The sequence below is a fragment of the Nocardia uniformis NBRC 13702 genome (assembly GCF_001613345.1).
GTDB lineage: Bacteria > Actinomycetota > Actinomycetes > Mycobacteriales > Mycobacteriaceae > Nocardia > Nocardia uniformis.
Genome location: NZ_BDCE01000042.1, coordinates 14131 through 26188, shown reverse-complemented (window position 1 = coordinate 26188; position 12058 = coordinate 14131). Strand labels below are relative to the sequence as shown.

Here is a 12058-nt window from a genome sequence, read left to right as displayed (position 1 = left end):
TGAGGCAGCGCTGTCCTCCTTCAGGTGTCGGTGGTGACGGTTACCGTGTTCGGTGTGGCTGAGGTGGTGCGGTACAGCTATCGGTTGCGGCCCGGCCGCACAGCCGAAGCCGCGCTGTGCGCCGAGTGGCATCGCTGCAGGTTCCTGTGGAACGAAGCGGTCAACCAGCAGAAGTCGGGCAACAGACCGACCTTCGGGACACTCAGCAAGCTTCTGACCGAGGCCCGTGCGCATAGCGCGTGGTTGCGTGAGGGTTCGCAAGTGGCGCAACAGCAAACGCTGCGGACCTACGCGCAAGCGCTCACACAGTCGTTCACCGTCAAGGGCCGTGGGCGACCGGTATTCAAGGCCCGCAAGAGGTCCCAGCTGTCGCTGGAATAGACGCGCCGAGGCTTCACAATCAATGACGGTCGTCTGGTGTTGGCGAAGGGTGTCCGTATCCCGGTGGTGTGGTCGCGGGAGTTGCCACCGGAGCCGACCAGCGTGCGGATCACCCAGGATTCCTTGGGGCATTGGTATGCCTCGTTCGTCGTGCACCGCACTGTTGAACCTGCCGCTATGGCCGAGGGCAGTATCGGTATCGACTGGGGCGTGCGGACCACGGCCACCACGACCGACCCCGCGTTCGATCTGCCGCATCGGGGTCACCGCGCGCGTTGTGCGTCCGAACTTGCGCGGGCGCAACGCAAGAGTTCTCGACGGCACCGCAAAGGTGGGCCGCAGTCGCGCGGGTATCAGCGGGCCGCGCGTATGGTGGCGAAGCTGCACAAGAAGGCGGCCCGGCAAACTCAACATGATGCGCGGATGTGGGCCAAGAGCGTAGTTGATAACCATGATGTGATCGCGGTGGAGGACTTCACGCCGAAGTTTCTGGCGAAGTCCACGATGGCTCGCAAGGCCGCGGACGCGGAGATCGGCGCGGCGAAACGGGAAATCATCGAGCGGGGCGAGCGGGCCGGCCGGATGGTGGTGTTGGTGCGGCCCGCGCATACGACCATGACGTGTTCGAGTTGTTTCGCGAGAGCCAAGCAGCGACTCGAACTCGCCGAGAGAGTTTTCCGATGCCACGCCTGTGGGTTTACCGAGGGCCGGGATCGCAACGCCGCCAGGGTGATTCTGGCTGTGGCAGAGCGCGGCCACACACGTGTCGAGGATGTCAGTCAATCGGGTCACCGCCTTCCGGTGGTAGGTTCGGTTGCGGTCTGAGCGTGAAATCCCCGGCCTTCGGGCCGAGGAAGCGTTAACGGGCAATCCCCTCGTAGTAGGTGCGGTCGTGATAGATGAGTGGGGGCGCGGGCCGGGGTGCGGCGGCCTCCTGGACCAGGCCGAGCACAATGGTGTGGTCGCCGGCCGGATGGCAGGCGGCGACCGCGCAGTCCAGCCAGGCCACCGCGTCGGTCAGCACGGCCGCCCCGCTGGGTGCGCGCTGCCACTGTCCGAGTCCGAAACGGTCGCCGACATCGATATTCGGCGATGCGAACCGGCGGCTGATGTCCTCATGGTCGTGTCCGAGCACATTGATGGCGAAAACGCCGCTGCGCCGGATCAATCGGCAGGTGGTGCTCGTCGAGGCGAGACATATGGAGACGAGCGGCGGATCGAGGGCCACACTGGTGAATGAGCTGGCCGTCATGCCGTGTCGTTGACCATCGTCGCGAGTCGTGGTGACGATGACGACGCCGGTGGCCCACTGTGCCAGTACCGCACGGAGATTCGTCGAATCCACGGTGGCTCCGTTTCGATAGTGGAAACGCTGTTACGCACACGGTAACGCCGTCGGCGGAGCCGTGCAAGCCGTCGACCGGGGGAATGCTGTGCTGGAGCGGAATTCGGTGAGCCGTTTCCCATCGGGAAATCACGTGCCCTAAGCTGTACTCGTGTCGGACAACGAGGCCGAGAGTCAGAGTCGTTCCATCGCCGCCGTCGAACGGGCCATGGACGTATTGTTGCTGTTCGGCCGTACCGGCCGACCCGATCTCGGGGTCACCGAGATCGCCAATGAATTGGGCCTGACCAAGGCCGCCGTGCACCGCATTCTCACCGCGCTGCGCAATCGCGAACTGATCACCCTGGAGCCGACCACCCGGCGCTACGCCCTCGGTCACGCCGCCATCGCCCTGGGGCGCGCTTATCTCGCGCGCACCGACCTGCGTGTCATGGCCGCTCCGGAGCTGCGCCGGCTGGCCGCCGCCACCGGCGATACCGCGACCCTCTCGATCCGCCGCGGCGATACCCGCATGTACGTGGATCAGGTTGTGCCGGATCAGGAATTGCGGATGGAGGTCGCCCTCGGGGTGCCGTATCCGCTGCACGCGGGCAGTTCCTCCAAGGTCATCCTGGCGCACCTGCGCAAGGAGGAGATCGATGAGTACCTGGACCGGCACGAACTGACGCCGTTCACCGACGCCACCATCACCACGCCGCGCAAACTGCGCACCGAACTCGCCGATATCCGCAAGCGCGGTTACGCGATTTCGCTGGGGGAGCGGCAGATCGGTGCGGCATCGGTTGCCGCACCGGTGCTCGACCACGATGGCGGGGTGGTGGCCGCCATCAGCGTATGCGGCCCGCTGTCGCGGTTCGAGCCGCGGATGAAGGAATGCCTGCCGTTGCTGGAGAAGGCGACCGCCGCGGTATCGGCCCAGCTGGGATATTCGGCCTAGCGTGCGATATCGACCCGACGTCACAGTTCGACGCCGGGTTTGAACACCCCCAGCGCCGCCGCCGCGAGCACGCTGCCCCAGATCACCCAGACATACGGTAGGCAGCCGTTCACGCTGCTGCGGAGGGTCTTCTCGACCTCGGCGGTGGAGCCAGTCGTCATGAGTGCCCCGAAGGCGGGGCCGAAGGGGCGCAAGGTCATTCGAATGCCGAGCCCGGCCGCGATGGCGGCGGTGTAGAGCAGAATCTTGCCGCCCAGCCATTTGGGATTGGTGGTGACCCCGAATGGTTCGGTGGCGATGAGCGCGTAGATCCCGGCGGTCGCCATGGCGCCGATGACCGCGAACCGAATGGCGAGGTCGCCGCGCTGCACCCAGGTGAACCGTCCATGCGTGCGGTGTTGAATCACGGTGAGCGCCAACCAGACTCCCGCGAACAGCCATACCCCAACCACCATCCACCACGGGAAGAACTCGATTCCCCACAGCGCCGCGCCATGTGGTTCCAGGGCCATGAGCGTGATGCCGCTGGGCAGGAACAACACCAGGCAGATCTTCGGGCCGAGGTCGAGTCCGCTCATGATGGACAGTGCCGCCGACCGGGCGGGTGGGGTCAGCTCGGGGTTGATCACGAACCTGCTGGAGTAGAAGACGCCCAGGTCGCCGCCCAGCCAGAACACGAACAGCACCAGGTGCAGCAGAATCCACCAGCCGTTGAGGTGTGCGCCCATCCATCTCTCCCTGTTCTCTTCTGCGAAACGGTGTTTCGTTGTAAGCTCCGCCGATAGTTTCACATCGAAACACTGTTTCCACAAACGAAACGGGGTCCCATGCGCGGTTTGATCGCGGCCACCCTGTCCCTGCTCCTACTCACCACCGCTCCCGTCGCGTCCGCCGATAGTGGTGTGCGCCATGAGGAAACCCGCATCGCGGCCGATGCGGCCACCGTCTGGTACCCGGCGAAGGCCGACCGTCGGCTGCCGGTGGCACTGCTGCTGCCCGGCGCGAATGTGCGACGCGCTCACTACGCCCGGTTCGCCGCGATGGTCGCCGATTATGGCTTCGTGGTGGTTGTTCCCGAGCGCTACGTCATGCCCGGCTACAGTCTGCCCAGCGAATTCGCCCTGACCGATGTGATGGATTGGGTGCGCGACCGCGTGGCCGATCCGAATTCGACCGTCGGACAGCTCGTCGACCCCACCACGCTGGTGGTCACCGGACATTCCTACGGCGGCGCGGCGGCACTGTACGCCGCCGCCGACCGTTGTCAGATCCCCTTCTGTTTCGGCCTCGGGTTCCGGCATCCACCGGAACTGAAGGCGGTTGTGGGCCACGGCACCAATACGACCATCGGCAGCACCGTGGACGCGGTCACGGTGCGCGATATCCCGGTCATGTACATCAATGGCGCCGACGACGGGGTGAGTGAACTCGACGAGGCGTACCAGAGCTTCACCAGCCTGTCCGGCGCGCCATCGGCGGCATTCGTGAATCTGTTGGGTGTCAACCATTTCGGGCTCGCCGATATCGATAATCCGCCGGGTGCCGCTCCTGATCTCCGGACGGGGACGGTATCGCGTGCGGAAAGCATTGCGACCGCGGCGCGTTGGACCGCCATGTGGTTCCTGGCGCAGCTCGGTGATCAGGCGGCGCGGGAGTACGTATACGAGATCGGTCCGCGCACCGATGCGGCGGTGCGCGTCGAAATCCGCTGAGGCGCACAATGTCTGGTTGGCACACGCGATATCGCGTGTGCCAACCGGTCAGCTCAGTACCCGCAGTGCCGCGTCGAGATCGATGACATCGGCGTACTTGGCGTTCAAGTCGAACAGGTTCGCCTCGTGCAGTCGCCGATCGCGGTCGCCGCAGGCGTCGGCCACAACCAGCGGGCGGAAACCGTGCTGCATGGCGTCGGTGGCGGTGGCCCGGATACAGCCGCTGGTGGTGAGCCCGACGATCAGGAGGGTATCTATGCCCGCCGCGGTCAGATTGGCGGCCAGCGCGGTGCCGTGAAAGGCGCTGGGGTACTGCTTGGTCACCACTGTATCGCCGGGCAGTGGGGCGGGGTCGTCGAGGAAATCGCCGAGCGGGTTGCCCTCCTCGAAGACGGACAGGGTGGGTATCTTGCGGCGGAAGAGTCCGCCCTCGGTGGTGCCGGGGCGGTAGGAAACGCGGGTGAACAGGACCGGATATCGGCCCGCGCGGGCACCTTTCACCACTGTCGCGGCGGCGTGCACCGCATCCTCCACGGGGGCGCGCAGCGGTGAGCCGTCGGTCAGGTAGGCGGCGCAGATATCGATCACCAATACCGCGGGGTGTTCTCCCGCTCCGAGCGGTGTTCCGTATCCAGCGCTGCGCGCGTCGTCGTCGAGATCTCTCATGTGAATTCCCCTCAGATAACGCCGGTTTGGGCGAGCTTGGCGATCTGGTCGGCGTCCAGGCCGAGTAATTCGCCGTACACCTCGGCATTGTGTTCGCCCAGTTCGGGTCCGGCGTGGCGCACGGAGCCGGGTGTGGCGCTGAGCTTGGGTACGACGTTCTGCATGGGCAGCTCACCCAGTTCGGGATGCGTGATCCGGACGATGGCCTCGCGGGCGGCGAAATGCGGATCGGTGAACATATCCCGGGCGGTGTAGATGCGTCCGGCCGGAACGCCCGCTGTATGCAGTTTCTCCAGGAGCTCCTCGGCATCGGCGGTGGCGGTCCAGGTCGCGATGAGCTCGTCGAGTTCGGCCATGCGCGCACCCCGAGCGGTGTGGTTGCAATACCGCTCGTCGACGGCCAGTTCGGGTCTGCCCATGAGTTCGGTGAGCCGGGTGAAGACGGAATCCTGGTTGGCGGCGATGAGGACCATCTCGCCGCCCGCGGTGGGATAGACATTGCTGGGCGCGACATTGGGCAGTACCGATCCGGTGCGTTCGCGCTGGTATCCGGTGATGGCGTACTCCGGCAGCAGTGATTCCATCATGGCCAGTACCGCCTCGTAGATGGCCGAGTCCACCAGCTGACCCTGTCCGGTGCGCTCACGGTGGTGGACTGCGGCGAGCGTGCCGATGGTGGCGAATACCGCGGCCAGGGAATCGCCGATCGAGATGCCGGTGCGAGCGGGGGCGTTCTCGGGATCGCCCGTGGTGTAGCGGATTCCGCCCATCGCCTCGCCGATGGAACCGTATCCGGCGCGCGGCGCGTACGGCCCGGTCTGCCCGTAACCGGTGACCCGCACCATGATCAGGCCGGGATTGATCTCGCGCAGCCGCTCGTAGCCCAGTCCCCAGCGCTCCATGGTGCCCGGGCGGAAGTTCTCGATCACGATATCGGCGTCGGCGATCAGTTCGCGCGCCAGGCGTTGGCCTTCCGGATTGCGCAGATCACAGGTCACCGACTTCTTATTGCGGGCGACCACCGGCCACCACAGCGACTTGCCCTGGGACTGTTCACGTCCCCACTGGCGCATGGGATCTCCGACGCCGGGTGCTTCCAGCTTGATCACCTCGGCTCCGAAATCGCCGAGCAGCTGTCCGCAGAACGGTCCGGCCAGCAGCTGGCCCATCTCGATAACGCGCAGATCGGCCAGGGGCCCGGTGGTCGTGTCGGCTGGCATGCGGCCTCTCCATTCTTGGGGTGCAACCGATTCCGCGCGAGAAGGCGGTCGGTGTACGGTGAATGGTGACACTGTATCCCTCAGTGAAACAGTGCTGCAAGGCAAACGTATTCGGGAGGCCCCGTGGATGTCACCGTATTGGAAGTCGCGCCGAGGGACGGACTGCAGAACGAGTCCGAGATCATCGCGACCGCGGCTAAGATCCGCCTGATCGAGCGATCCATCGAGGCCGGACTGCGGCGCATCGAAGCGGTGAGTTTCGTGCATCCGCAGCGGGTTCCGCAGATGGCCGACGCCGAGGCGGTGATGGCGGGGGTGCCACGTGTGGCGGGCGTCTCCTACGCGGGACTGGTGTTCAACGACCGCGGACTCGACCGCGCGATGGCCGCGGGCGTGGACGAGATCAATGTCGTGGTGGTGGCGACCGATACCTTCAGTCATCGCAACCAGGGCTGTACGACGGCCGAAGGTATCCAGCGCTGGCACACGCTGGCGAAGCGTGCCGCGGATTCCGGACTGCGCCGCACCGTGACCATTGCCGCCGCCTTCGGCTGCCCCTTCGAGGGTGAGGTGTCCGCGGCGACCGTCCTCGATCTGGTGCGCCGCGTCGCCGAGGCCGAACCGGACGAGATAGCGCTCGCCGACACCATCGGCGTCGGGACACCCGACCGGGTACGCACCCTGATCGCCGGTACCGCCGCACTCGCTCCCGCCGCAGCCCTGCGCTGCCACTTCCACAACACTCGAAATACCGGGTACGCCAATGCCATTGCCGCCCTCGATGCCGGGGCGCGAGTGCTGGACGCCAGTACCGGCGGCATCGGTGGCTGCCCCTTCGCCCCCGCCGCCACCGGGAATATCGCCACCGAGGATCTGCTCTACATGCTCGACCGCATGGGTGTCACGACCGGAGTGCGGATGGATCTGGTGAGTGAGACCGGGGTGTGGCTGGGCGATGTGCTGGGTACACCCGTCCCCGCTCTGCTCGGTCGAGCCGGTGGATTTCCGTCGGCCGGTTGAGTCGGCTCGGCTCCCCGTCATCGCGGGGCGCGTCCGCCCGCGATGACGGAGAGCAGGGCTCAGCTCAGGGTTGTGATGGTGCCCGCCGTGCGCAGGCTCTCGTAGTATCCGCCGCCCGGGTAGTAGTCGGCGGTTGTCGAACCGCTGACGAAGTCACCGGCCCATCCCACGGACAGCTGCTGCAACGCCGCCACATTCTTCGATTGCGGTGCGCCGCAGGCAACCTTGTCCGGTCCGGGTGCGCTGGAGGCCTCGACATCGATATGTGAGCCGCTCGTCAGCCGGACGCCCAGGAACGGTCGTTGCAGTTGGTTGAGCAGTATGTTGGTGCCGCTGCCGTTGCTATTGCAGCTGTATGGCGGGGCGCTGACGGCGAGGATCGGGAGTGTGGTGTTGCTCAGGTGGTTGAGTGAGCTGCTCAGGTTGTTGCCGATGATGCTCTTTACGGGGTCGTACAGGATTACTCCGCGCAGCTTCCCGAAGGCGGCGGCGTAGTCGGAGCGCAGTCTTTGTGCGACGTAGGGGACGGCCTCACCGGCGGCCGAGTGCCCGGCGAAGACGAACGAACCGGGCAGTGCGAGATTCGTCCGTCCCGCCTTGGATTTGGCGTCGGCGAAGCTGCGCCCCAGCTTGTCGTTCGCATCGGCGGACTTGCCGAACAGGTCGGCCACATTGTGCAGGAAGTTGGTGTTGTTGCCGAGATTCTGCACGGTGCACCCGAAGATATTCGCCGTCGGCAGGGTGGGGGCGAACACCAGGAAGCCCTGGTCGGCGAACTTCCCGGCCGTATCGTCCATCGAGTCGTTGGCGCTGGCGAAGCCGTGCTGCAACCAGAGCAGGGCCTTCGGCGTTCCCGCCGGGAAGTACCAGTCGCTGCTCTGGCGCAGTGTGGTGAACGCGCAACGGATCTCCACCCGGTTCGACACCTTGGTGACCGTGGTGTCCGCGCTCGCGAAGGGGGTGGCAGGGGTGAAGGCGATGAGGGCGGCGGCGATTGAACATGTCGCGGCCAGCAGTCGTCGGAATCTCAAAGGACGTCCTTGTCTCTCATTGAGAAACGCTGTTCCATTTCTCGCGCTCTATTAGCGGTCTGAAACGGCCATGAGTCAATAGCTCACGGTGTGTTGACGCAGCGGGTCGTGTCAGGTCTTTCGCAGCAGGCCCAGCAGCTTGTCCAGATCAAGGAGATCAGCTAGCCCGTAGACAATTTCGCTGATATCTTCGGCCCGACCCGGGGGCAGCACGCCTGCCGCGTTCATCCGGAACTTGGTCGCCAGCTCGTCGGCGGACAACGGATTTCCCGGTCCGCCGCGATTGGCGTTCACACGTTCGGTGTAGCTGCGACCGTCCCGGAGTTCGGCGGTGAGGACGGCGGGGAACTGGTGCGGGAAGATCTCGTCGCAGTGCGCGTCGGGGACGCATTCGACCTTGGCGGCCAGGGCGAGCCGGTCCGGGTCGCGGGCCGCGTCGTCGGTGAAGTCCTCGTGGAACAGGCCGAGACCGCCGCCGCCGAGCAGCGCCGCCGCGACCGTGTAGGGGCCGGAAAAGGCGGCGTGGTAACCGGATTCGGGGCGGCGTTTGGCCGCGGTGGGTTCACCGATGGTACGCAGCACCGGGGTGGGAGCGCCCAGGATCAGACTCGTCACATCGGCGGCGGTGACACCGCGGGCGCGCAGGCGCAGGGCGGCATCGATACCGGCGTGGGTGAAGTGATTGCAGGGGTAGGGCTTGAAGAACACCCCGGGTAGCTCCCAGTGCGCGCCGAGGCCGTCGGTAATCGCCGATGGCACGGCCTGGTCGCCGCAGAATGCCTGCAACAGACCGAATCTGCCCTCGATAACGGTCGGTGGGCCGGTCAATCCGTGCCGGGCCAGGTCGGCCGCGGTCACCGCCGCGTGCGCGGCCCAGCCGCAGTGCACGCGTTTCACGGTGCCGCCGGTGCGATTGGCTTCGAGGAGGCCCGATCCCATACTCGCGGCGATACCGATCGCGTGCGCGATACCGTCGGTGTCGAGGCCCGACAGCATGGCCGCTGCCGCCGCACCGCCGAGCGCGCCGCAGATGGCGGTGGCGTGGAGTCCGCGCTCGAAGAACACCGAATTGCCGAGTTGCTCGTCGTATCCGGCCATCCCGAGCCGAACGGTGATCTCCACGCCGACCGCGACGGCATCGAGGAGTGCCGCACCGGACGCGCCCGCGCCCTCCGCGACGGCGAGGGCGGCGGGGACCACCGAGGCCGAGGGGTGCAGCACCGAGGGAAGGTGCGTGTCATCGAAATCCAGTGCGTGGGCCAGGGTTCCGTTGAGCAGGGCCGCGCTGGCCTCCGGATGGCGATCCGGTAGGCCGAGTGCGGTGGCGCGGGGCCTGCCCGACCATTCCTCGATCAGGGACCGCACCGAAGCGGCCGCGGGAGTGCGCTGCGCGGCCAGGCTATTGCCGAGCACGTCGAGTACGCGCCGCGCGGCGTCGCCGCGCAGCTCCGCGCCCACGCCCCGATCCCGAGCCGTGGCGGCGAATTCCGCCAGCCGCTGCACGATTGTTCGTCCGGTTGTCGACTCGCCATCGCCATTGCGCGCACCGCCTTCGCGCGGCCTCGTGGCGGCCTCGATCGGGGCCATGCCTTCGCGTACGCGGCCGTCGGCCTCGCTCTGCGCAACGTCTCCGCGTACGCGCTCGTCGGGCCCGCTCATCGGGTCACCGCCGCGAGTGGGCGCACCGGCGACCCGGTTCCGCCGACTATGCGTAGCGGCGCGAGCATGAAGGCGAACTCGAAAAGCTCTTGGGCAGCAAGCGCTTCCAGATTGAGGTGCTCGAGGATATAGATACCGGATTCCACCAGCAGCACCCGGTGCACGGGCAGCACGCTGTGGCCGGCGCCGGGTGCGATGCGCTCGTATGCGGTGGTGTCGGCACCGGTGGCGGCGATACCGCGACCGGCGAGCCAGCGCGCGGCCTCGACACCTACACCGGGTACGCCGGACTGTCCGCCCGAATACGCTGTCGGAGTGTCGAATAGGCGTGCCCACCCGGTGCGTATGAGCACTACGTCCCCGGCCTCCGGTTCCACCCCGGCCTGTTGTGCCGCGCGTGCCAGATCGTCGACGGTCACCTCGTAACCGCCGGGGAGCGTATCGGTGTCGCGCAGGCGGGCGATATCGAGCAGGAGGCCGCGCCGGAGGAAGCCGGGCAGGTGTTCGGCTCCATGCGCGGTGAACGCGCCGCCGCGCTGGGCGGCCATCGCGTCGACGCCACCGTGCAGCAACCCATCGTGGCTGACGTGACTGAGCGCGTCGATATGGGTGCCGACATGCCCGCCGGTCACGATGATCTCATTGGCCGCGGAGCCGCCGTCGGGCCGGACCATATCACCGTGCCTTCGGGCGAGTGTCATTCGGAACCCGGGGTGGTTCGGGGAGCACGGCATGCCGGTGAAGAACGGCTGACCCAGCTCGATGAGGTCCACCCCGCCCCGCACGAGCTGCACCAGCGGGTCCCGTGTGCGCTGCACTCGTGAGTCCTGGGTGGTCATCGGACCACCCCCGCCGCGCGCAGTTCGGCCAGCCGGTCGGCATCCACGCCGTACTCGCGCAGGACCTCCGCGGTATGCGCACCCAGTGGTGGCCCGGTCCAGCGGATGCGGCCCGGTGTTTCGGAGAGCCGGAAGAGCACGTTCTGCATTCGGACAGTTCCCAATTCGTCGTCGGGCAGTTCGGCGATGGTGCCCAGCGCTCGAAACTGCGGATCGGCCAGTACATCGGCGGCGGTGTAGATGGGTGCGACGGCGGCCTCGGCCTTCTCGAAAGCGCGCACCACCTCTTCGGCATCGCGTTCGGCAATCCAGCCGCCCACCGCCGCATCGAGTTCATCGGCGTGCTTTGCCCTTTCGGCGCCGGAGGTGAACCACGGCCGCTCGATCAGATCGGGACGTCCCACCAGACGCATCACCCGTTCCGCTATCGACTGGGCGCTGGTCGATACCGCGACCCAACGGTCGTCGGCGGTGCGATAGGTATTGCGGGGCGCGTTGTTGGACGATCTGTTGCCCATGCGCGGTTGGAGTTCACCGAGTTGGTCGTAGGCAATGAGCTGTGGGCCCAGCAGGGTGAGGATCGGTTCGATAATGGCCATGTCGATCTGCTGGCCGTGTCCGTCCCGGTCGCAGGCCTTCAGGGCGGTCATTATGGCGAAAGAGGTTGCCAGCGCGGCGATTCCATCGGCCAGTCCGAAGGGTGGCAGGGTGGGTGGGCCATCCGCGTCGCCGGTGATGGCGGCGAAACCGCTCATGGCCTCGGCCAGTGTCCCGAACCCGGGACGGCTCGCGTACGGTCCGATCTGACCGAATCCAGTGACCCGGGCCAGTACCAGTCGCGGATTGATCTCGCGCAGTTCGGAATACCCGAGCCCCCAGCGTTCCAGGGTCCCGGGCCGGAAATTCTCGATCACCACATCCGCGTCGGCGACCATCCGTCGGAAGAGTTCCTGGCCCTCGGGGGAGCCCAGGTACAGCGTCACCGATTTCTTGCCCCGCCCCAGCATCTTCCACCACAGTCCGACCCCGTCACGTTGTGCGCCGTGGCTGCGCACCGGATCGCCCTGTGGGTGCTCGATCTTCACGACCTCGGCCCCGAAATCGGCCAACATCGTCGCCGCCAACGGCCCGGCGAACAGTGTCGCCACATCCAACACCCGGATTCCCGACAATGGACCGTCCATCGCTCAACTCCTCACCTTGCCGCCAGATTGTTTCCCACACCGAAACGCGAGAGTGGCTGTGCGG

General features: G+C 66.5%; 13 protein-coding genes. 5 read left to right on the top strand and 8 right to left on the bottom strand.

What is annotated here, in order from left to right; genetic code table 11:
* The first annotated feature begins 33 nt into the window (after window positions 1–33).
* On the top strand, window positions 34–381 hold the full coding sequence (locus NU1_RS43200) for a hypothetical protein (RefSeq protein WP_245720081.1): 348 nt from the start codon (window positions 34–36) through the stop codon (window positions 379–381).
* Window positions 382–399: 18 nt separating this feature from the next.
* A complete protein-coding gene (locus tag NU1_RS43195; protein ID WP_307643720.1) occupies window positions 400–1206 on the top strand; it encodes an RNA-guided endonuclease InsQ/TnpB family protein in 807 nt (268 codons plus the stop codon).
* 34 nt (window positions 1207–1240) lie between these two features.
* On the opposite strand, the gene NU1_RS12270 is transcribed toward NU1_RS43195, so the two are convergent.
* Window positions 1241–1726 (bottom strand): flavin reductase family protein, encoded by a 486-nt coding sequence (locus NU1_RS12270; protein WP_067520464.1) that lies wholly within the window; start codon window positions 1724–1726, stop codon window positions 1241–1243.
* 151 nt (window positions 1727–1877) lie between these two features.
* Between NU1_RS12270 and NU1_RS12265 the strand changes: the two genes are divergently transcribed.
* Entirely contained in the window at window positions 1878–2663 is a 786-nt protein-coding gene (locus NU1_RS12265; RefSeq protein WP_067520461.1) for an IclR family transcriptional regulator, read from the top strand.
* 20 nt (window positions 2664–2683) lie between these two features.
* On the opposite strand, the gene NU1_RS12260 is transcribed toward NU1_RS12265, so the two are convergent.
* Complete coding sequence (locus tag NU1_RS12260; protein WP_067520459.1) at window positions 2684–3391, bottom strand: hypothetical protein; 708 nt, start codon at window positions 3389–3391, stop codon at window positions 2684–2686.
* A 99-nt stretch (window positions 3392–3490) separates the two neighbouring features.
* Here NU1_RS12260 and NU1_RS12255 point away from each other — a divergent pair, with 99 nt between their 5' ends.
* Entirely contained in the window at window positions 3491–4375 is an 885-nt protein-coding gene (locus NU1_RS12255) for an alpha/beta fold hydrolase (RefSeq protein ID WP_067520456.1), read from the top strand.
* A 48-nt stretch (window positions 4376–4423) separates the two neighbouring features.
* On the opposite strand, the gene NU1_RS12250 is transcribed toward NU1_RS12255, so the two are convergent.
* Together NU1_RS12250 and NU1_RS12245 are read right to left on the bottom strand one after the other, a co-directional pair.
* Window positions 4424–5041 (bottom strand): isochorismatase family protein, encoded by a 618-nt coding sequence (locus NU1_RS12250; protein WP_067520452.1) that lies wholly within the window; start codon window positions 5039–5041, stop codon window positions 4424–4426.
* Between the two features lie 11 nt (window positions 5042–5052).
* A complete protein-coding gene (locus tag NU1_RS12245; RefSeq protein ID WP_067520449.1) occupies window positions 5053–6261 on the bottom strand; it encodes a CaiB/BaiF CoA transferase family protein in 1209 nt (402 codons plus the stop codon).
* 123 nt (window positions 6262–6384) lie between these two features.
* Here NU1_RS12245 and NU1_RS12240 point away from each other — a divergent pair, with 123 nt between their 5' ends.
* A complete protein-coding gene (locus tag NU1_RS12240; RefSeq protein ID WP_067520446.1) occupies window positions 6385–7281 on the top strand; it encodes a hydroxymethylglutaryl-CoA lyase in 897 nt (298 codons plus the stop codon).
* A 59-nt stretch (window positions 7282–7340) separates the two neighbouring features.
* On the opposite strand, the gene NU1_RS12235 is transcribed toward NU1_RS12240, so the two are convergent.
* The 4 genes from NU1_RS12235 to NU1_RS12220 form a co-directional block, all read right to left on the bottom strand.
* Entirely contained in the window at window positions 7341–8312 is a 972-nt protein-coding gene (locus tag NU1_RS12235) for an alpha/beta fold hydrolase (protein ID WP_067520443.1), read from the bottom strand.
* Window positions 8313–8423: 111 nt separating this feature from the next.
* Complete coding sequence (locus NU1_RS12230) at window positions 8424–9971, bottom strand: MmgE/PrpD family protein (RefSeq protein WP_245720080.1); 1548 nt, start codon at window positions 9969–9971, stop codon at window positions 8424–8426.
* Window positions 9968–10810: a cyclase family protein gene (locus NU1_RS12225; RefSeq protein ID WP_170264166.1), complete on the bottom strand. Its 843-nt coding sequence runs from the start codon at window positions 10808–10810 to the stop codon at window positions 9968–9970. Before NU1_RS12225 ends, NU1_RS12230 begins: the two co-directional genes overlap by 4 nt.
* Window positions 10807–11994 (bottom strand): CaiB/BaiF CoA transferase family protein, encoded by a 1188-nt coding sequence (locus tag NU1_RS12220; protein WP_067520441.1) that lies wholly within the window; start codon window positions 11992–11994, stop codon window positions 10807–10809. Before NU1_RS12220 ends, NU1_RS12225 begins: the two co-directional genes overlap by 4 nt.
* Between the last annotated feature and the right edge of the window lie 64 nt (window positions 11995–12058).